The 18,434-nt window shown below is 71.2% G+C and carries 18 protein-coding genes and 1 pseudogene; 10 read left to right on the top strand and 9 right to left on the bottom strand.

The features are described 5' to 3' along the window. Positions 1–53: 53 nt before the first annotated feature. The 4 genes from ACFY9I_RS09575 to ACFY9I_RS09560 all read left to right on the top strand — a co-directional run bounded on the left by ACFY9I_RS09575 (position 54) and on the right by ACFY9I_RS09560 (position 4,685). Entirely contained in the window at positions 54–2,699 is a 2,646-nt protein-coding gene (locus tag ACFY9I_RS09575) for an SdrD B-like domain-containing protein (RefSeq protein ID WP_390998869.1), read from the top strand. Positions 2,700–2,980: 281 nt separating this feature from the next. Beyond that, positions 2,981–3,328, top strand: a complete 348-nt coding sequence (locus ACFY9I_RS09570; RefSeq protein WP_390998866.1) for a LuxR C-terminal-related transcriptional regulator — start codon at positions 2,981–2,983, stop codon at positions 3,326–3,328. 211 nt (positions 3,329–3,539) lie between these two features. Next, positions 3,540–4,040 (top strand): DUF3515 family protein, encoded by a 501-nt coding sequence (locus ACFY9I_RS09565; RefSeq protein ID WP_390998863.1) that lies wholly within the window; start codon positions 3,540–3,542, stop codon positions 4,038–4,040. 42 nt (positions 4,041–4,082) lie between these two features. Continuing rightward, a complete protein-coding gene (locus ACFY9I_RS09560; protein ID WP_390998860.1) occupies positions 4,083–4,685 on the top strand; it encodes a redoxin domain-containing protein in 603 nt (200 codons plus the stop codon). On the opposite strand, the gene ACFY9I_RS09555 is transcribed toward ACFY9I_RS09560, so the two are convergent. The 3 genes from ACFY9I_RS09555 to ACFY9I_RS09545 form a co-directional block, all read right to left on the bottom strand. Next, positions 4,645–5,502 (bottom strand): hypothetical protein, encoded by an 858-nt coding sequence (locus ACFY9I_RS09555; protein WP_390998858.1) that lies wholly within the window; start codon positions 5,500–5,502, stop codon positions 4,645–4,647. The genes ACFY9I_RS09560 and ACFY9I_RS09555 overlap by 41 nt on opposite strands. Before the next feature lie 134 nt (positions 5,503–5,636). Continuing rightward, a complete protein-coding gene (locus ACFY9I_RS09550) occupies positions 5,637–6,464 on the bottom strand; it encodes a L,D-transpeptidase family protein (protein WP_390998855.1) in 828 nt (275 codons plus the stop codon). Beyond that, positions 6,454–6,957, bottom strand: a complete 504-nt coding sequence (locus ACFY9I_RS09545) for a SigE family RNA polymerase sigma factor (protein WP_390998853.1) — start codon at positions 6,955–6,957, stop codon at positions 6,454–6,456. Before ACFY9I_RS09545 ends, ACFY9I_RS09550 begins: the two co-directional genes overlap by 11 nt. A gap of 125 nt (positions 6,958–7,082) precedes the next feature. On the opposite strand from ACFY9I_RS09545, the gene ACFY9I_RS09540 reads away from it, so the two are divergent. The 4 genes from ACFY9I_RS09540 (at position 7,083) to ACFY9I_RS09525 (ending at position 9,721) form a co-directional block, all read left to right on the top strand. Then, positions 7,083–7,499 carry a hypothetical protein gene (locus tag ACFY9I_RS09540; protein ID WP_390998850.1) on the top strand — a complete coding sequence of 139 codons (417 nt, stop codon included), beginning with the start codon at positions 7,083–7,085 and terminating at the stop codon, positions 7,497–7,499. A gap of 97 nt (positions 7,500–7,596) precedes the next feature. Next, positions 7,597–8,208, top strand: coding sequence for a hypothetical protein (locus ACFY9I_RS09535; RefSeq protein ID WP_390998848.1), 612 nt, complete (start codon positions 7,597–7,599; stop codon positions 8,206–8,208). 113 nt (positions 8,209–8,321) lie between these two features. Further along, positions 8,322–8,927 (top strand): SigE family RNA polymerase sigma factor, encoded by a 606-nt coding sequence (locus ACFY9I_RS09530; RefSeq protein ID WP_390998845.1) that lies wholly within the window; start codon positions 8,322–8,324, stop codon positions 8,925–8,927. Next, a complete protein-coding gene (locus ACFY9I_RS09525; RefSeq protein ID WP_390998843.1) occupies positions 8,924–9,721 on the top strand; it encodes a hypothetical protein in 798 nt (265 codons plus the stop codon). Before ACFY9I_RS09530 ends, ACFY9I_RS09525 begins: the two co-directional genes overlap by 4 nt. A gap of 51 nt (positions 9,722–9,772) precedes the next feature. Here the strand turns inward: ACFY9I_RS09525 and ACFY9I_RS09520 are convergent, their stop codons facing one another. From ACFY9I_RS09520 to ACFY9I_RS09495, 6 genes and pseudogenes are all read right to left on the bottom strand, one after another. Then, positions 9,773–11,116 (bottom strand): tetratricopeptide repeat protein, encoded by a 1,344-nt coding sequence (locus tag ACFY9I_RS09520; RefSeq protein ID WP_390999166.1) that lies wholly within the window; start codon positions 11,114–11,116, stop codon positions 9,773–9,775. Between the two features lie 295 nt (positions 11,117–11,411). After that, positions 11,412–11,961, bottom strand: a pseudogene (locus ACFY9I_RS09515) (Uma2 family endonuclease). A gap of 226 nt (positions 11,962–12,187) precedes the next feature. Continuing rightward, positions 12,188–12,955: an alpha/beta fold hydrolase gene (locus ACFY9I_RS09510; protein ID WP_390998841.1), complete on the bottom strand. Its 768-nt coding sequence runs from the start codon at positions 12,953–12,955 to the stop codon at positions 12,188–12,190. Between the two features lie 170 nt (positions 12,956–13,125). After that, on the bottom strand, positions 13,126–13,455 hold the full coding sequence (locus ACFY9I_RS09505) for a Scr1 family TA system antitoxin-like transcriptional regulator (protein WP_390998838.1): 330 nt from the start codon (positions 13,453–13,455) through the stop codon (positions 13,126–13,128). A gap of 87 nt (positions 13,456–13,542) precedes the next feature. Beyond that, complete coding sequence (locus ACFY9I_RS09500) at positions 13,543–14,907, bottom strand: PQQ-binding-like beta-propeller repeat protein (RefSeq protein WP_390998835.1); 1,365 nt, start codon at positions 14,905–14,907, stop codon at positions 13,543–13,545. Continuing rightward, positions 14,904–15,458 (bottom strand): SigE family RNA polymerase sigma factor, encoded by a 555-nt coding sequence (locus ACFY9I_RS09495; RefSeq protein ID WP_390998832.1) that lies wholly within the window; start codon positions 15,456–15,458, stop codon positions 14,904–14,906. Before ACFY9I_RS09495 ends, ACFY9I_RS09500 begins: the two co-directional genes overlap by 4 nt. A gap of 322 nt (positions 15,459–15,780) precedes the next feature. Here ACFY9I_RS09495 and ACFY9I_RS09490 point away from each other — a divergent pair, with 322 nt between their 5' ends. Further along, positions 15,781–16,038, top strand: a complete 258-nt coding sequence (locus tag ACFY9I_RS09490; RefSeq protein WP_390998830.1) for a hypothetical protein — start codon at positions 15,781–15,783, stop codon at positions 16,036–16,038. A gap of 211 nt (positions 16,039–16,249) precedes the next feature. Continuing rightward, positions 16,250–18,244, top strand: a complete 1,995-nt coding sequence (locus ACFY9I_RS09485; protein ID WP_390998827.1) for a YncE family protein — start codon at positions 16,250–16,252, stop codon at positions 18,242–18,244. Positions 18,245–18,434: the final 190 nt, after the last annotated feature.

The raw sequence follows: 18,434 nt of genomic DNA, 5'->3' as shown, positions 1-18,434 counted from the left end.
GGCTTCGGGCACCGGGCTCCGTCGCCTCGGCAGGACACCAGGAGAAGAGGGATGTGGTGAAGCGAAGAACACCGGGGGGTGTGGGTCTGACCCTGGCCGTCTCGGCGGCGCTCGTGGTCGGACTGGCCGGTGAGGCGGTCCCGGCCGCCCCCGGCGCCCAGAGCGCCACGGACGGCAAAGCACCCGGCGACGGCACCGTGACCGTGCAGGTCGTCAACGAGGTGGACGCCGACGGAACGTACGACCATCCGCTGGAGACGGGCCGTGAAGGCGTCCGGGTCACGCTGACCGACGACAGCGGCACCTTGATGACCCGCACGACGGACTCGTACGGCATCGCCCGGTTCCACACGGCCACGTCAGGGCTGCGGGGCGGGAGGTACCGCGTCCAGGCCCACAACCCCGCACCCGGCACCCTCCAGCCTGCGGTCGCGGGCCAGGGCACCGGCGCGGACGTCATCCGCGGCACCGTCGGCTTCGTGAACGTCTCCCACGACCGGAACACGACGTACACCACCGGCTTCTGGGAGTCCGGGGAGTACTGCCAGGAGAACCCGCACCTGGTCACCTGCAACCTGACCAAGGGCGACGCGCCCGACACCCACAAGGGCCTGGTCCGGTTCCCGGGGACCTTCACCGACGGACACCCCGGCGGCACGGTCACCCGGCTGACCAACAACACCCAGCAGGGTGCCGTGTTCGGCATCGGCACCGACCGCACCGGCAACACGTACATGGGCACGCTGGTCAAGCGGCACGCGGCGTACGGCCCGGCGGGCGCGACCAACACGGTCTACCGCCGCCACAGCGCCTCCGGGGTGAGCACCTTCGTCACCCTGCCCGGCGAGCTGACCCCGCACGACCCGAGCGACCGCTGGCTGCGCGACGACGCCGTCTACGCCAAGGTCGGCCGCGAGGGCATCGGCGACGTCGACGTCTCCGGCGACGGAAAGACCCTGTACGCGGTCAACCTCAACGACTCCAAGCTGTACAGCGTGCCGATCCACGGCACCGGCGACGAGGTCTACCCGGGCATGTTCCGGTCGTTCGCCATCCCCGAGCCCGACACCTGCGTCGGCGCCTGGCACCCGTACGGCATCGGGGTGCGCGGCGGGCGGGTGCTCGTCGGCGGGGTGTGCGGCGCGGAGAACACGGTCACCACAAACGCCCCGTGGGGCGACCCGTCGCAGGTCACCTCGCACGTCTACGAGTTCTCGCGCGGCAAGTTCCACCCCGTGTTCCGCACGGCGATGAACTACCCGCGCGGCTGCGCGTACCGGTTCCGGGGGCTGCCGGCCTCCGACTACCGCTGCGCCAAGCCCTCGACCGTCGGCGAGCCGATGAGTGCCATGTGGGAGGCGTGGAACGAGCGCGTCCCCCAGCACGAGGAGCGTTCCTACGTCTCCGCGCCGCAGCCGATCCTGTCCAACATCGAGATCGCCGACAACGGTGACCTGATCCTCGACTTCCGCGACCGCTTCGGCGACATGCAGGGCACGGCGACCTACCCCCACCGCCGTTCCCGCCCCCTGGTCAGCGCCGTCGCCGCCGGTGACGTCCTGCGCGTGTGCGGGTCGCATGCGACGTACACGCTGGAGAACAACTCCCGCTGCGACGCGCTCTACGGCGCGCGGCCGAACAACGACCAGGGCCCGGGCCACGGCCAGTTCTACGCCCACTCGACCAGGCTGTCGGACGCCTACCACGACCAGGTCACGCAGGGCGGCACGGTCCTCCAGCCGTACCGGAACAAGCTGTGGAGCACGGTCTACGCCCCCTTCGACCTCCACCCCTGGGAGCAGGGCGTACGCCGTTGGAACGCCGACAACGGCACGACGGAGGGCAACCTCCTCATCCAGCAGACCTGGAGCGGCGGCGCCGCGGCCCGCGCCATGCTCTTCGGCAAGGCCAACGGGCTCGCCGACCTGGAGATGGTCTGCGACCAGGCGCCCGTCCAGCTCGGCAACCGCGTCTGGTACGACGCCGACGGCGACGGTGTCCAGGACCCGTCCGAGCCGCCCCTCCCGCGGGTGAAGGTGACGCTCGACCCGTTGTCGGCCGGCAACCGGATCACCACCTACACGAACGCCGACGGCGAGTACCGCGTCGGCAGCGCACAGGGCCTGAGGCCGAACACCACCTACGAGGTCTCCTTCGACCACAGCGGCGTCAGCACGAGCACGCTGCCCGCCCGCGCCCCGCACACCGCCCTCAAGTGGACGGTGCGGGGCGCCGGTGCGGACCGCGCGATCGACTCCGACGTCGACAGGCACGGCCGGACCACGGTCCACGTCGGCGACGCCGGTTCGGTGAACCACTCGGCCGGCGCCGGCCTCACCGAGCCGGTGCGGCTGACCCTCGAGATGCTCGACAGGAAGAGCGGCAGACCACTGGCCGGCGCGGTCGTCGAGGTGTGGCAGGACGACAACGGCGTCCGGGGCCTGCAGCGGTACGGCATGAAGAAGGACAGGTTCGTCAACGACTGCGCCACCTCCCGCACCGGGCGCTGCTCCTTCGGCTCGCTCCTGCCCGGCCCCTACCTCCTGGTGGAGACGGACGCCCCCAAGGGCTACCTCAAGCCGGAACAGCCGATCAGCGGACCGTACGCCCTCACCCCGAGGAACGCCTCCGACGGCGTCGGACTGCTGGTGAAGCTCTCCAACCAGAGAGGAGAGCGGTGCAAGGGCAAGAAGTGCTGACGCCCTGACCCGAGGCCGTGACGAGGCGGGCCGCCCACCGGTGACACCTGTGAGCGGCCCGCCTCTCGTGCGGCCGGCGGGATCGTGGACGTGGCGTTCGATGCGCCCGTTGCCGGAAGAGTCTCCGAGGGAGGGAAGGTGCAAGAAGTTCCCTCTGTGACGTGGCCGTGTCATTACTGGGTTCTTCTTGTCAGTAGCGGACGCTAAGTTGGGGGGTAGATCGCCGCCGCACCCGGGGCACGGGGCTCTGTCGGGAAAGCGGCATCGGGAAGGGCCGACCAATGACCAAGAGGTCTGACGCAGGAGAAACGGCTTGCGCCTACCGGCGCACGGGGGCCGATCCGATCAGGGACATCAGCAGGCTCAAGACACTCACCGACCGCGAGAAGGAAGTCCTGCTGCTGCTCGGCACGGGCCTGGGGAACAGGCAACTGGCCCGTGAACTCGGCATAGCCGAGCGGACGGTGAAGGCGCATGTAGCCCGCATAGTGGAGAAGCTGGAGCAGCAGACGCGGCTGCAGGTCGCGGTGCTCTCCGTCCTCGCCCATGAACTGCTGTGCGCCGATCCACACTGCGCCTGCGGTTCCGCCATGAGCACGTCCCGGCTCGTCGGAGCGTCCGCACACTGACCGCCGTGCCGCGGGGAGCCCTGCGAAGGGCTCTTCGCAACAGAGAATGCGACGTTCACTTGTGGAAATCTTGACCATTCGCCGAAGATCGGGCACACCCGCTCGTCGGCGACACATCGACCGCACATCGACCACGGCACGAGGGTGAGAGGAGGGGCCCGGCGACGGGCCCCTCCTCCGCCGTACAAGGAACCAGTCACGGGAGTTGAGGATGAGACGCCCTTCGAGGCGGGGGCAGGTCGCCCTCGCGGCGGGGGTGAGCGCCGCCGTGGTCGCCGGGGTGCTCATGGCCCGGGAGGTATCCTCCCCCGCCCTCGACGTACGGCCGGCCGTGCGGGCCGACGACCCCGCCTGCACCCGGATGGCCGACCGCTACCCCGCCCGGCTCGTCGGCGAGTCCCGCGATCCCGTCGCGGTGACCGGCACGGCGTCCTGGGGCAACGGCGGTGTGGTGCTGCGCTGCGGCCTCGAACCACCGGGCGAGACCGCCGACCCGTGCGTCGAGGTCGACGGCGTCGACTGGGTGTTCAGGGAGGACCGCTCCGCCGGCACCGGCTACCGCGTCCTCATCACCTACGGCCGCGACCCCGCCGTACAGGCCTTCATCGACGACCGGATCACGGCGGTCGACGGCGTCCTGGTGGGCCTCAGCGATGTGGTGCGACCGATCGAGCGGTCGCCCGACGACGAGTGCGTGGCCGCTCCGCGCTGACCGGCCGCCCGACGATCAGGCGGTTGCCTAAGCTGTACGGCGATGAAGACGAACCCACGCGCGATCCTGTGCGGGGTGGTCGCCGGGCTCGCGATGGCCGGTTGCGCCACCCCTAAGGACTTGCCGACCGACGTGGAACAGGCGGAACGGGCGCGGGCGGGCGAGGCGGCGCTGTTCCGGAGCATCCCGGCGGCCGAGCGACCCGCCGCGCCCGACTTCGCGGGCACCACCGTCGACGGCGAACCGGTCCGGCTCTCCGACTACCGGGGCCGGGTCGTCGTCGTGAACGCGTGGGCCTCCACCTGCGGCCCCTGCCGCACCGAGTCACCCGATCTCGACCGTGCCCAGCGGACGTTGAAGTCGCGGGGCGTACGGGTCCTGGGGGTCAGCACGGACGCCGCCCGGCAGAACGCCCTCGCCTTCCAGCAGGACCTCGGCCTCACCTACCCCAGCCTCCACGACCCGGGCGGCAAGCAGTTCCTGAAGCTGCCGAACGGGCTGGTGAACCCGCGCATCCTGCCCTTCACCCTGTTCGTCGACCGCGAGGGCCGGATCGCCGGGGCTGTGCAGAGCAAGGTGTCGGAGAGCGATGTGCGGGACGCGGTCACGCCGTTGCTGAAGGAGAAGGTGAAGGAGGAGGAGTAGCGTCCCCGCTCCGCTTCTTCTCCTGCTTCTCCTGCTTCTCCTGCTTCTTCTCCTGCTTCTTCAGCAGGTCCTGGAGGCGTGCGGCTCCCGCCTCGGTGGCCTCTTCGGTGGTCGTGTCGTCGATGCCGTACAGGCCGCCGTGGGTGAGGAGTGCGGCGATGTCGCCGATGCGTACGGAGACGAGGGCGAGGGTGAGGGCGCCGTCCTCGCCGTCGACGTCGCCGTTGATGACGAGCCGCAGCCCCTGCCGGGCGTCGCCGATGCTGTCGGGAATCCCGATGGGGGTGACCTCGGCGCCGTACTCCCTCCCCTGAAGGCCGCTGATGGTGAACTCCGCGCACTTGTCGACCAGTTGGCGGAAGTGGCCGAACCGGGCGTCGATGTGTGCCCTGTCGTAGGCGCCGACCTGGTAGCGCAATTGGGAGCCGTTGTCGGCGTCGTCGAAGCCGGTGACGGCCGAACCGCCCTTGGGCTCACCGAGGAGGTCCTCGGCGTACACCGCGTCGAGGAGTTCCTGGCACTCGGGGCGGTCGGTGCGGCCCTTGAGGAGGCCGTCCCGCCAGGTCGCCGCGCCCTCCGTGCCGGACCAGGCGCCGCCGAGGTCGTCCTGGCGGATCAGCGCGCCGCGGGCTCGTTCGGCCGTGAGGGCGGGAGCGGCGGCGGCGCCGGTGGGTGACGCGGAGGCCGTGGTCTCGTCGCCGTCGGCGGCCTCGGGGAAACCGCGTGGGTACCCCGGCTCGTCCACCCCGCAGGCCGCCGCGCCCGCGAGCATCCCGACACACAGGGCCCGGGTGAGTACACGGTACGGACGACGCATGGCGGAGCCTCCCGAGAGCACGACGTTTCCGCTCCTACGCCAGCACCACTCGGGAGCGCGCGCCAGCGCACGCGGGCGTATGGGTGAGGGTCCTCCCCCGGCCGGGCGCATGCCCTCCTCCAGGCGCCGGTCGGCTATCCCGGCGGGGTGGCGACCGGGGCCTGGCTGAAGGTGGGTTCCGGGGTCGCTGCCGCCGTACGGATCTCGACGGTCGCGCCCTCCGCCAGGCGGTCGTACAGCCACTGGGCGTCGGCGGGGCGGAGGCCGATCCAGCCGGGGATCACGTCGGAGGCGCCGGGATCCTCCTCGTCGGTAGGGAGGGCGGCGATGAAGAGCGCGCCGGGCAGCGCGGGCTGTGTTCCGGGGTCGCTCGGGGCGGTCCCGGGCTCGCTCGGGGCGGTCGTGGCGCCGGTATCGGCCGCGGCGTCGCGTCCGTCGCTCACCTCGCTCCCCTCGTTCCGGTCGCCCACGTCGGCGCCGCCACCCGCGGCGCTCGGCTCGACCGGGGACAGCTCCAACAGCCACCGCACCTTCGCCTCGTACGTGTCGCCCGGGCCGGCCGTCTCGCCGGTGACGCGTTCGGCACTCCTCTTGGCGGTGACGGTCATCAGGCCGGTCGGCGTCGGGGTTTCGGCGGTGACGAAGGAGACGGGCAGCACACGGCCGCCGACGGTGAGGACCCGGCGGGAGAGGTCCACGGTGGCATCGGGGGCGGCCAAGGTGGCCTCGGGGACGGCGGTCGCGGCCGGGGACCGGCTCTGTTCCGTGCCGTGGGAGGTGACGCTCAGCGTGACGAAGGAGGCCAGGGCGGCGGCCGCGCAGCCTCCGGCGACCACGGCGGCCGTACGGCGCCGGCGCCGGCGCCGGCCCGCGGTGGCCCGGACCTCGGCGCCGAACGCGGGCGCGGGCACCTCGGCGATCTCTGCCAACTCCCGCAGTCGGATGGCGAGTTCATCGGACACGGCCGTCCTCCTTCTCACCGTCGCCGGGAGCCAGCTCGCGCGCCAGCGCCGCCCGGCCACGGGACAACCGGGCCTTGACGGTGCCCACGGGGGCGCCGGTCTCGGAGGCTACCTCCTCGACACTCAAGTCGCACAGATGGTGCAGAACCACCGCCCTGCGCTGTGCCTCCGGAAGCGTGCGCAACGCCTGGACCAGCACCGCGCGCTCCGGATCGGGCCCCGGCGCGTGGCCCGGGGGCGGATCGCGGCGCACCAGCTCCAGCCAACGCCGCGCCCGCCGCCAGCGGCTCACCGCGAGCCGCATCGCCACGGTCCGCAGCCACGCCTCGGGGGCGCCGTCCGCGAGGAAGTCCCGCCGCCGGTCCCAGGCCCGTACGAAGGCCTCCTGCACGACGTCCTGTGCCTCGCCGTGGTCCCCGGTGAAGGCGTAGAGCTGGCCGGTGAGCCGGGGGAACGCGGTGGCGTAGAACGCGTCGAACTCTTCCTCGGTCATGCCCCCGCCGTTGTCCGAAGTCCCGTGCACCGCCGTGCAACCCGGTCACCCCCGTCGTGCGTACAGGTCCCGTACACACGTCGCACATCGAAACACATCGTTCGAACACGCCGCTGGGGGAAACCATGACCACGAGGAACAGGACCACGGGGACGAGGCGGGCCCGGCGCCCCGTTCGGGTGCTCGGCGCGGCGGCCGTGTGCGCGGTCGTCCTGGGGCTCTCGGGCTGTGCGGGGAGCGGGGAGGGGGTACGGATCGAGGGGTCGAGCGCGATCCCACGGGACGTGGCCGAGGTGGACGCGGCGGTCGACGTCGAGACCATGGACGTGGTCGTGGACGCGGCGCCGGGTGGCGTCGTGCCGACGGTGTCCGTCACCTTCCGCCGCGCGGTGCCCGCAGCCGAACGCCCGCAGGTGGAACGGGATTTGCAGGCCACCCTGGACATGGGGGCCGAAGGGACCTGGAGCTGGGTCGAGCCCGGCACGCGGGCCACCGCCCGGGTCGGCGCGGATCTCAGCCGCCGCTCCACGGTCGCTCACTGACCGCCGGAAAAAAGTCGCCCGCTCGTGTCATCCGCCCTGTGCGTCTGCGGGGTTTACAGGGGTGTCAGACCAACACACCTATGGGGGTTGTCCGTTCATGACCATGGCACGGATGCACAAATACGTCGCCGTCGCAGCGCTGACCACGCTGCTGGCAGGGGCGCCGACGCTGTCGTACGCCGTCTCGCGGGGGGAGACGGCGCACGGCACGGACCGGACGGTGGCGACGGGGACGGGGACGGCGGCTGCCGTGACAGCGGTCCCGGCGGCCAAGAAGGCTCCCACCCCGCAGATCGTCAGGCCCGGTGAGCACGTCGTCGCCGCACCCGGCTTCGAGCTGTGGCTGACGCCGGAGGGCAAGCACTGGGTGGACCCGGACATGCCCGACTTCCCGCAGTTCCGCAGCGTCGTCGACGGCAACATCGACCCGACCCGGCCCGGCGTGGGCATCTACGCCAGCGGGTTCGAGGGGCGCTACTACCTCTCCGGCCTGTACTACGGCGGCAAGGGCACCGCCTCCCGTGTCGAGGTCTCGACCAGCACGGGCAAGGTCCACGGCAAGCTGATGGAGCTGGCCGGGAAGCCGGGCTGGGGCGTCTGGTACGCCGTCGCCGACCTGCCCCCGCAGGACAACGGGGAGGACTTCCTGCGCGGGGTCACCGTCTACGACACCAAGGGCCGCGTCTACTCCCGGCTGACGCTGGGCTGACGCGCAGGGCAGAGCGCTCACCTGCTCGACGTGCCGGTGCGGGCGGGGGACCTGACCATTCCCCCGCCCGTACGGCACCCCTCCTCCACTCCCGACACCGAGGACCGTCGTCCGTGCCGCACGAGAAACCCGGACCACCCGACGGCGACGACTTCGCCGCGTACGCCACCGCGGCCTGGCCCGGCCTGCTGCGGACCGCACACATGCTGACCGGCGACTTCCACGAGGCCGAGGATCTCGTGCAGACCACGCTGGCGAAGGTGTACGCCCGCTGGCCGCGCATACCGCGCGACGACGTCGACTTCTACGTACGGCGCTCCCTGGTCAACAACAACATCAGCCGCGTACGGAAGAGACGCGTGGCCCACCTGCTGACGCCGTTCCTCCCGGAGCGGGTGCACGAGCGGCAGGCCGGGCACGCCGACTCGGTCGCCCAACGGGCTGCCGTCACCGAGGCGTTGGCCGCGCTGACGGCCCGGCAACGGTCCGTGCTGGTGCTCCGCTACTGGGAGGACCTCAGCGAGAACGAGATCGCCCAGTTGCTCGGCTGCTCGCTCGGCACCGTCAAGACCCACGCACGACGCGGGCTCCAGGCCCTGCGCGCCCACCCGGTGTTCACCGCCGCCCCGCCCGCGGACGGCGCCCACGGTTCCACCTCCCCCGCCTCCCGTCCGTTCACCCCGGCGCCCCCCTCGCCCGTCCCCGGAGCCCGCCCATGAACCACCCGATCTCCGGGACCGACCCGGTCCGCGCGGGAGCGGACGGCGAGGACGCCGCCGACGACACCGGGCAGCGGCTGCGCGAGGCGTTCGCCGAGGCCGCGCAGGACTTCACTCCGCCGCCCGTACCGCTGGAGGCGATCCGGCGTGACGGCCGCAGGCGGAAACTGCGCCGCCGGGCCGTCGTGCTGAGCGCCGGCTGCGGAATGCTGCTGGTTCCACTCGTGGTGCTGTCCCTGCGCCCGGACGGTCCCTCCTCGTCCGTGCGGCCCATGGCACCGCCGACGCGAAGCGGTGACGCGACGCCCTCGCCGTCGGTCTCCCCCACTCCCGCACCGCCCGCCGGGAAGGTGCGGATCCTCACGCCCGACGAGCGGGTGACCGCCGAGGACGGTACGGAGCTGTGGCTCACGGCGGAGGGCAAGCACTGGGTGGAGCCGGACATGCCCGACCTCGCTCAGTTCCGCAGCGTGACCGACGGGAACCTCGACACGAGCCGGCCGGGCGTCTCCCTCCAGGGCTCGGGCTCCGCCGGTGGCGGCTACCTCGTCCACGGGCTGTTCTACGGCGTCCACTCCGCCGCGACCCGGGTGGAGGTGACGGCCCACGACGGCAAGGTCCTCAACGGCACGGTCCTGCGCCTGAAGGGCAACACGAGCTGGGGTGTCTACTACACCCGTGTGAAGGTAGCGGAAGAGCTGGCGCGCTCCCTCGAATTCGAGAGCCCCGTGCTGAAGGTCACGGTCTACGACGCCACCGACAAGATGATCGCGGAGACGGACTTCAGCAGGTGACCCCCTCCGCCGACCCCGGGGGCGGTGGCTCCCGCGCCAGGACGGGAGTCGTCAGAGAGGGGGCTGGGCGGGGGCCGGGCCGAGGGTGGTCGTGCCGGGGGCGGTGCGGTGTCCGAGGCCGGTGCGGTAGGCGTCGAGCGCGGCTTCCACGCGGCCCCCGCGCCGGTACAGGTCCCCGAGCAGCCGGCACAGGTCGGCGAGGTCACCGGCGGCGCCCGCCCGCTCCAGCAGGCTCAGCGCCCGTACGTAGTGCTCCTCGGCGGCGTCCGCGTCCCGTGCGTCCTCGGCGATGATGCCGAGGAGGCGGTGGGCGGCGGCGGAGTGCAGTGCGCCGCGTTCGGAGCTGAGGTCGCTGAGGACCTCACGGAGCAGTTCGGCGGCCTCCTCGGACTTGCCGCGGCGGTGCAGCACATCGGCGAGTTCGACGGCGACCTGGCTGGTGTAGAGGGCGGCGCGCTTGGCGCAGAGCATGCGGCGGGCCTCGCGCAGTTCGTCCTCGGCGCGCGCGTAGTCGCCGTTCTGGGCGTGGAGGTAGCCGCGCATCCAGTGGCAGTTGGCCAGCTCGGTGCGGATCCGGAGCTGGCGGTAGAGCTCGGAGGCCTTGGCGAGCGACGCGTCGGCCTCGGCGATCCGCCCCTCGGCGATCATCGTCCGGGCGACGGACCGGTGCATACGGGCGACGAGCGCCGGGTCGCCGGACTGCGGGGCGAGCGCGAGGGCCAGCTCGGCGGCCTGCGCGGCGCGGGCGTGCGCGCCCATGTCCATGTAGGGGGCGATCACGCCGGTGTAGAGGAGGAGCAACGCGTCCGGGTCGTGCAGGCCGTTGCGGTTCAGCTCGTCGAGCGTGGATTCGTAGAGGTAGCAGGAGTAACGGAGTTCACCGGCGAGGTAGTGGGCGAGCGCGCGTCCGCGCAGGGCGGGTACCCGGGCCGACAGCGGGGCGTCCGCGAGGCGCTGCTCGGCCTGCTCGAACCGTAGCCGGGCGGTCTCCAGGTCCCCGGTCTCCAGAGCGCATTCGCCGAGCCCGAGCAGAGCGTCGGCCTGCTCGGCGACCAGCCCGTACTCCTCCGCCTCGGCGAGGACGACCGTGAACCCCTCGGCGGCGGCCTCCGTGGCGCCGCCGGCGAGGGTGCGCTGGGCGCCGGTCAGCCGCAGCCGCAGCTCGGTGGCGAAGCCGGCGGGGCGGCCGGTGGCCAGTTCCTCGTAGCCGACGCCGAGCCGTTCGGCGATATGCCGCAGGGCGGGTTCGGAGGCGCGTACGCGGCCCGCCTCCAGGGTCGAGATGTACGCCGGGGTGTACGCCGGTTCCGCCAACTGCCGCTGGGTGTAGCCCCGTTGTGTCCGCATTCGCTGCACCCTGCGCCCGATGACCTCGGGGTCGTCACGCTCGGCCATACCTGCCATGACGTAAGCATGCCAGTAAGCCCGCTTACGTCGGCCCCTTCTCCCCGACTCCTCAATGCGCTCTTGCCGTTGGTAGACCAAAGCCTTACGTTGAGCGACACGTTGAGCTCTCTGAACCCGTCGAACCCGTCGAGCCTGTCAGCACGTTCCACACGTGGGAGGTCCCCGTGATCCGAGACCTGCTCACCCGCCACGCCCGCCCCTGCGTCGCCGCGCTCGCCGCGGTGGCCGCCCTGATGACCGTGGCCAACGCCTTCCCCCGCTGACGCGGTCCGTTTCGCTCCGCTCAGAACTCGGCGGTGTCCAGCTCGAAGCCGAGGGGGGGCGGGCAGGGGCACGGTCAGCCCCATCTTGTGCTGGGCACTCTTGGCATACTCGTCGCCGGACGGCTCCGAGTACACGGTCACCTGCCCCTTCTCCCGGTCGATGAGGAGGTAGACAGGGATGGTGGCGCGGGCGTAGCCGAGGATCTTCTTCTCACGGTCACGATCGGCCGTGCTGCCGGAGGTGACCTCGGCGACGAGCAGGACGGGGGAAGGGTCGTGCCACTCTTCCTGGTCGCTGAAGCTTCCCTTGGGGGCGATGACCAGGTCGGGGACGACGTGGCCTGTCGCGGAGGAGCCGGGGACTGTCAGACCGATGCCGGTGAAATTCCGCAGGGAGTAATCGCGGACTTTCCGGCCGACCTGATGGTTGACCTCGGACACGATCTCCTCGTGTTCCCCATCGGCCGGAGGTGTCACGCAGATCTCCCCTTCGATCAGCTCCACGCGCCAGCCCTCGGGGGCCGCGGCACTGAACAACTCGAAGGCCTGCTCCACGCTTACGCCGCCCATAGCCAAGGGCTCCTCGTACTCGCCGTCAGGATCGTCGGAGGGACCGTGCATGTACTCGCCCTGGTACCCCGGCATGATGATCGGCTCCGCCGTCGCCATGACAGACTCCGTTCGCTCAGACGCGACCATCTCAGCCTAAACCGGCAGCCCGCCCAAGGAATCCGGAGCCGTTCACTCGAACGAGTGTGCTGTTACGTTTCTGTGCGGGTCGGGCCAGAGGTAGTGGTCAGTCCGCCAGGGCCGTCGCCGTGGCATGCACGAACGCCTCCGGGTTGTCGAGCATGACGTTGTGGCCGCAGTCCGGGATCGGGACGACGGACACGCCCGCCTCCCTGAGGGCGTCCGCGCCGGGGAGGGGGCCGTCGGCCTCGGGGTGGAGGTAGGTGCGGGGGATCTTCAGGTCCAGCAGGAGTTCGCGCATGGTGGGGCGGGTGCCACGCGCCAACTGGACGGCGCTGCGGTACAGGGCCTCGCGACCGGCCAGCCGCATGGTCGCCCACCACTGGGCCCCGGCCAGCGCGGCGAAGTCCTCCCGGCCTCCGCTCAGGAACTCCTCCTCGGAGTACGCCGCGATGCCGTTGCTCCCGACGACACCGTGTGTGGGCGTGAGCGGGTCGAGGTTGGAGTCGATCATCACCAACTTCCGCACCAGGTGCGGGTGCCGCGACGCCAGCACGATCCCCACCGCGCCGCCCATGCTGTGCGCGACCAGGTCCGCGCCGGTCACGCCCGCCGCCGTGAGGGCCCGCGCGAGCGCGTCGGCGTGGTCCTCCAGCGTGTAGTCGAAGTCGGTCGGACGATCGCTGATGCCGTGCCCGAGCATGTCGACCAGCAGCGAACGGCGTCCCGCGAGCAGGGGGTGGACCGCCACCTCCGTGAAGTACGCGGCCGACGTGGCACCGAGCCCGTGCACATAGACCCGGCTGGGTTCCTCCCCCGGCAGTTCGACCCAACGGATCCGGTCCCCGGCGTCCGTGACCACGGCTTCGCGCATGCGTGTGCTCCGACTCAATCGATACGTTTGCCGCTCAGAGCGAGCGGATGAACACCGCGAACGCCTCCGGGCGACCGTGAAGACGCCGGCTTCGGGGTCCTTGGAGTCGCGGAGGGCGATGTGGGGGCGAGGGGGGCGAGTGCGACACATTCGCCGCCGGTGTTGCCGCTTCAACTGCCCTTACACCACAGGGTGTTCGCCAGGCCCCGTGCGTACCCAGTGCGCTCCCCATAACGCCCCTCCGGTACCCGCTTGATCAGCTCCGCCGAATCCTCCACGGAGAGCGTGGCTGCCCGCAAGCCGGCGTAGCGAAGGGCGGCCTCGCGGATGGTGTCCGGGTTGGCCGTCATGTGGCCGGAGACCAGATCCTCGGTGTAGATGGTGTAGATGGTGTGGATGACGTCCTGGTCCCCGTCGAAGCGGAACAAGGTGAATGCCCCATCGAAGCCGGTGTGTTCACCCGCCCCGTGGGGCAGCACCTGGACGCGCGTCCACGGCACCCGCGCGCGTCGTCCGGCTCGCGGACTACGGGGCCGTATGACTCGGCCGGGGCGGTAGGTGCCGCCCCGGCCGGGGGTGGTTTCGAGTCAGTCGCCCACGCTCGGCAGGAGGGAGACCATCCTGCCGCCGTTCCGGGCGATCAGTACGCCCTCGTAGAGCAGGACCTGGGGCGAGCTGCCCCTGATGGGCCCGTACTTGCCGGTGTCGGCATGGCCGCTCCAGAGCCGTTCGCCCGTGCGCAGATCGAGGGCGGACAGATCCCCGGTCGGGCTGAAGAAGTACACGGCGTTCTGACCGGCCGACACCACGGGAGCAGCGATGCCTTCCGCCATCGTCTCCCTGTCGGGCATCTCGACGCCGACCGGGGCGGCCCACAGGGTCTTCCCGGTCGTGAGCGAGTAGGCCGAGGCCTCGCCCTCCCAGGACACGGAGATCAGATGGTCACCGATGAGCTCAAAGGCGGCCGGCGATCCCTCGATCCGATAGGAGTACGAGGTCTGCTTCCCCGAGCCGTCGACAACGGTCAACTCCAGGTTCTTCTTGCCCATGCCCTTCGACGCGAACAGGGCCATCCGATCCCCCGATGCCCCCACGAGTTGGTGCCGGCCGGGGAGGGTCGTGACCTCCTCGGCGCGTCCGGTGGCGGGGTCGAGCCGGAGGACGTCGGTGTCGGCCTCCTTCTTGTTCTCCGGCGTGCACAGCAGGTAGGGAACATCGCTCAGCACCGTCCGGTCGCACCAGATGCCCTTGTCCCAGGCGTGGCGCCATTTCTCCTCGCCGGTCAGCGGATCGAGGGCGGACACCGTGCGATCCGTCGGCGTGTTGGCCAGGACGGCACCGTCGATGAGCAGGGCGGAGTTGGCGTCGCGGTTGTCGTGCGCCATCTTCACCGACCACAGCACCCTGCCGGTGTCGGTGTTCACCGCCATCAGGTCGGTGCCGCCCGCGTAGTCCTCGTTCGGCTGCTTGTCGGCGGTGTGGTTGCGGTAGCCGTAGAGCACGCCGTCACGCACGGCGAACGGGTGGTCGGGTCCGTCGCCCTCGCCGTTGACCTCGACCGTCCACAGCCGCTCGCCGGTGTTGGCGTCGAACTTCGCGGCGTCGTACGTCGATCCGGCGCAGTACAGCGCGGAACCGTCCACCAGGCAGCCCCGCTCACCGGCGCCCCGGGTGTCGCTCTGCCAGGGCTTCCAGCCCTCCGGCGTCGCCGCCGGCCGCACCGGCCGGTCCTGGTCGCTCACCCCGCCGCCCCCGAAGCCGAACACCGCCCCCGCCGTGATCGCGGCCACGGCCGCCGCCGTCCCCGCCGCCTGCGAGAAACGGCGCCGGGCGCGCCGCCGCACCACCTTCTCGGCGAGGTCACCGGGCGCCCGTACCCGGTCCAGGTCGACCGCGCGCAGCGTCTCCCGGACCTTCGCCTCCACCCTCTGCTCCACCTGCTCCGTCGTCATCCCCGAACCCCCTTCGGCGTAAGGCTGAGCTGCCGCGCCTGTTCTCCCGCGAGCCCTTCCGGCCCCAACTCCGGTATCAGCGCCCGCAGTTTGGCGAGCGACCGGTAGGCCGTACTGCGCACGGTGCCGACCGGGCACCCCAGCAGGGCCGCGACCTCGGCCTCCGGCAGGTCCTCGAAGTAGCGCAGCACGACCACGGTCCGCTGGCGCTTGGTCAGCCGGCGCAGCGCCGCCCACAGCGCGATCCGCAGCTCGGACTCCGCCCCGGCGTCGGCGTCGGTGCCCGACTCGGGCAGTACGGGCACCGTGGTCTCGGCGCTGTGTCTGCGCAGCCGCCAGCGGTTGACCTGCTGGCGGTACATGACCTGGCGGACGTACGCCTCGGGCTGTTCGATGCTCGACCAGCGCCCGTACGCGTTCATCAACGCGATCTGCAGCAGATCCTCCGCGCCGTGCCGGTCCCCGCCGGTGAGCAGCACCGCGAGCCGCAGCAGCGCGGTGGAGCGCATCGCTACGAACTCCCGGAACTCGTCGTGACTCGACGCCTTCATCGACCCTCCCCCTTCAAGACAACTCTCACGACGCGATGAGCCGCCCCCGGCTATCCCTCGCCGAGCGAGATTCCGCGTCCACTTCGGGAGGAGGAGGGGGAGGAGTCGGCCACTGGTCCAGCCGTCAGGGCCCCAGCCGCACACCTTTTGACAGGGGGCGTCCGGTACGTACCTCCCGCAGTTCGTGGGCGAGGCGTTGCACGGGACCGGCCGACGGGTCCAGCGGTCGTTCGGGACGCCCCACGGCTCACCCACTTCAGACACTGCGAGCGCGGAAGGACGGCGTCCGCCTCAAGGTCGTCCACCACAAGGGCGGCAACGTGTGGACACCCACTCCTTCCGCTTCGCCAAGGCGGGTGAGCGGGCGGATGCCTGGGGCGACGGCGGCTGGGACTTCCCGGGCCTGATCAGCTGCGGGAACAGCTTCCAGGGCGGCGACAGCAAGTGGACGTCGAGCCTCCAGAGCCGTATGAACACCGCCACCTGGGGCGACGCCGACCTCCCGCTGAAGGACGACCGCTTCAACCTCGAACTCAGCAGGGCCAAGCCGTCCGCCATCCCGTTCAACCCGAACGCCTGACAGACGGGCCGAACAGGCGGCGGCCCGCCACTACCCCTTCCTCGGTGGGCCGCCGCGCGCATTCCCCTCGAGTTCTCGCCCACCCCCTGTGACCCTCTTGTCGGAGCCATGACCTAGTCTTCGCTCACGCGTCACACGTGCCGCACAGGTCGAACACACCGGCCCCGCGCGAGGACGCACCCATTTCTTTCGTTCCGGGGGGTTCGAAATCGTGCGTATACGCACACTTCCGGCTGCCACCGCGCTGGCAGTCCTCTTCAGCTCGGCCGCGCTCGCGGTCGCGCCGGCGGCCTCCGCCGACAGCGGCAGGATGCTGCCGGTCAAGTCGGCGGGCGACATCGTCGTGGACGGTGCCCACCAGCGCGTGTTCATCAGCAGCCCGTACGACGGCAAGGTCGTCGCCACGGACTACAGCGGTGCCGTCGTCGGAACGGTCGCGTCGCTGCCGGGCGTCGAGGGCCTGCAGTTGTCGGCGGACTCGGCCACGCTGTACGCCGCCGTGCCGGGCGCGGACACGATCGCGGCGATCGACACCGCGTCGGTGACGGAGTCCACCCGGTACGCGACCGGCGAGGGCACCGACCCGACGCACCTGGCCCTGGCGGGCGGCAAGGTCTGGTTCGGCTACGGCAACGCCGACCACGGCGACATCGGCTCGCTGGACCTCTCCGGCGCCGAACCCGTGGTGACGCTCGCCCAGGACACCGCGACCGACCACCAGGGCGCCCCGCGGCTCGCCGCCACTCCGGGTGCGCCGAACCTGCTGGCCGCCGCCTCACCGGAGTACTACGGCTCCTGGCTGACGGTGTACGACGTGTCGAGCGGCGCGGCCACCCGCACCGCGGCCCACGGCGGCTCCAGCTCCGGCCTCGGCTCGACCAGCGACCTGGCGTTCACCCCGGACGGCAGCCGGCTCGTCACCGCCAACCCGGGCGAGAAGCACACCGTCTGGCAGACCTCCGACCTCACCGAGGTCGGCGCGTACAAGACCGAGTACCACCCGGAGGCGGTCGCGATCGCCGGGGACGGCACGGTCGCGGCGGGCTCCAGCGGCACGTACGACCCGGGGCTGTTCGTGTTCCGGCCCGGCGCGTCGACGGCGGTGCGCTCCTACGAGTTCCCCAGCACCGGCAGCAGCAGCGGCAACGACACGTTGGGCGACGAGAACCTCGCCTGGGAGCCGGGGCCGGGCGCGGGCCGGCTGTTCGGGGTGACGCACAACTACGACGGCGAATACACCCTCCGCGTCTTCACCGACCCCACCAAGTCCAAGTCGTCCCTGACGGTCAACGCCCCCGCGACCGCCACGCGTGGCAAGTCGCTCACCGTCTCCGGCAGCCTGACCGCCACCCTGCCGCTGCCCGCCGGCACCCCGGTCACCGTGACCCGTACCGACCTGGAGTCGCCGAAGGGCAAGTCGCTCGGCACCAAGACCCTGGGCACGGGCGGCAAGTTCTCCTTCAAGGACACGCCGCCGGCCGGTGGCAAGGTCACGTACAAGGTGGCGTACGCGGGCGACGCGGACCACACCGCCGCGTCCGCCTCGGACAGTGTCGAGGTCTCGCGCGCCACGCCCACGCTGTCGCTGGACAAGAACCGCAAGACCTACGCGTACGGCGCGGACGTGGAGTTCACGGCGCACCTCGGCAAGACGTACAAGAACCGCAAGGTCGAGATCTGGGCCGACCCGTACGGCGCCGACAAGCCGAACAGGCTGGTGAAGTCGGGGACGGTGAACTCCAGCGGCAACCTGTCGGTCACCGTCGACCTCAGGCGTGACACCAAGCTGTCGGTGAAGTTCGCGGGCGACGCGCGCTACAAGGCGAGGACGGTCACGAACACCGTCTACACCAAGGTCGCCATCTCCTCCTCGATCTCGGGCCACTACAAGACCAGGACGGCCTGGGGCCAGAAGTACCACTACGTCCGCAAGTCCAAGGACCCCGTCCTGAAGACCACGATGACGTACCACCCGGACCGCAAGCAGCGCCTCCAGCTCCAGTTCCACTACAACGGCGCCTGGCACGACGGGGGCTCCGAGTACTTCCCCCTCGGCACCGCCGGCAAGTCCGACGTCACCCTCACGGGAACCCCGACCACGGACGTCCGCCTCCGCTTCCGCTCCGAGTACCGTGACACGGGCTCCGGCGACAACGTCAACACGACGACGTACGGCGCCTGGAAGTACTTCATCTTCACCAAGTGACCCGAGGGGCGACGCCCTGACCGCCCCGACCTCCGGTGGCCCGCGACGTTCCGCGTCGCGGGCCACCGTGCTGCGGGCCATCGTGCTGCGGGGAGCGAGGCAGGGAACGAGCCGTTCCGAATGATGTTGAAAGCGTTCTCCCTTACCTGCCGGTACGTGTGACGATCGAACCTGTTCAAACTTGAGATCT

Source organism: Streptomyces sp. NPDC012510, from assembly GCF_042955065.1.
In the GTDB taxonomy this organism is placed as follows: domain Bacteria; phylum Actinomycetota; class Actinomycetes; order Streptomycetales; family Streptomycetaceae; genus Streptomyces.
This window is presented reverse-complemented; position numbering and strand designations above follow the sequence as displayed.

Coding starts and splice junctions, on each gene's coding strand:
- ACFY9I_RS09570 (WP_390998866.1), top strand. CDS start 2,981: ATGACCAAGAGGTCTGACGCAGGAGAAACGGCTTGCGCCTACCGGCGC.
- ACFY9I_RS09565 (WP_390998863.1), top strand. CDS start 3,540: ATGAGACGCCCTTCGAGGCGGGGGCAGGTCGCCCTCGCGGCGGGGGTG.
- ACFY9I_RS09560 (WP_390998860.1), top strand. CDS start 4,083: ATGAAGACGAACCCACGCGCGATCCTGTGCGGGGTGGTCGCCGGGCTC.
- ACFY9I_RS09555 (WP_390998858.1), bottom strand. CDS start 5,502: ATGCGTCGTCCGTACCGTGTACTCACCCGGGCCCTGTGTGTCGGGATG.
- ACFY9I_RS09545 (WP_390998853.1), bottom strand. CDS start 6,957: ATGACCGAGGAAGAGTTCGACGCGTTCTACGCCACCGCGTTCCCCCGG.
- ACFY9I_RS09540 (WP_390998850.1), top strand. CDS start 7,083: ATGACCACGAGGAACAGGACCACGGGGACGAGGCGGGCCCGGCGCCCC.
- ACFY9I_RS09535 (WP_390998848.1), top strand. CDS start 7,597: ATGACCATGGCACGGATGCACAAATACGTCGCCGTCGCAGCGCTGACC.
- ACFY9I_RS09525 (WP_390998843.1), top strand. CDS start 8,924: ATGAACCACCCGATCTCCGGGACCGACCCGGTCCGCGCGGGAGCGGAC.
- ACFY9I_RS09520 (WP_390999166.1), bottom strand. CDS start 11,116: ATGGCCGAGCGTGACGACCCCGAGGTCATCGGGCGCAGGGTGCAGCGA.
- ACFY9I_RS09510 (WP_390998841.1), bottom strand. CDS start 12,955: ATGCGCGAAGCCGTGGTCACGGACGCCGGGGACCGGATCCGTTGGGTC.
- ACFY9I_RS09500 (WP_390998835.1), bottom strand. CDS start 14,907: ATGACGACGGAGCAGGTGGAGCAGAGGGTGGAGGCGAAGGTCCGGGAG.
- ACFY9I_RS09495 (WP_390998832.1), bottom strand. CDS start 15,458: ATGAAGGCGTCGAGTCACGACGAGTTCCGGGAGTTCGTAGCGATGCGC.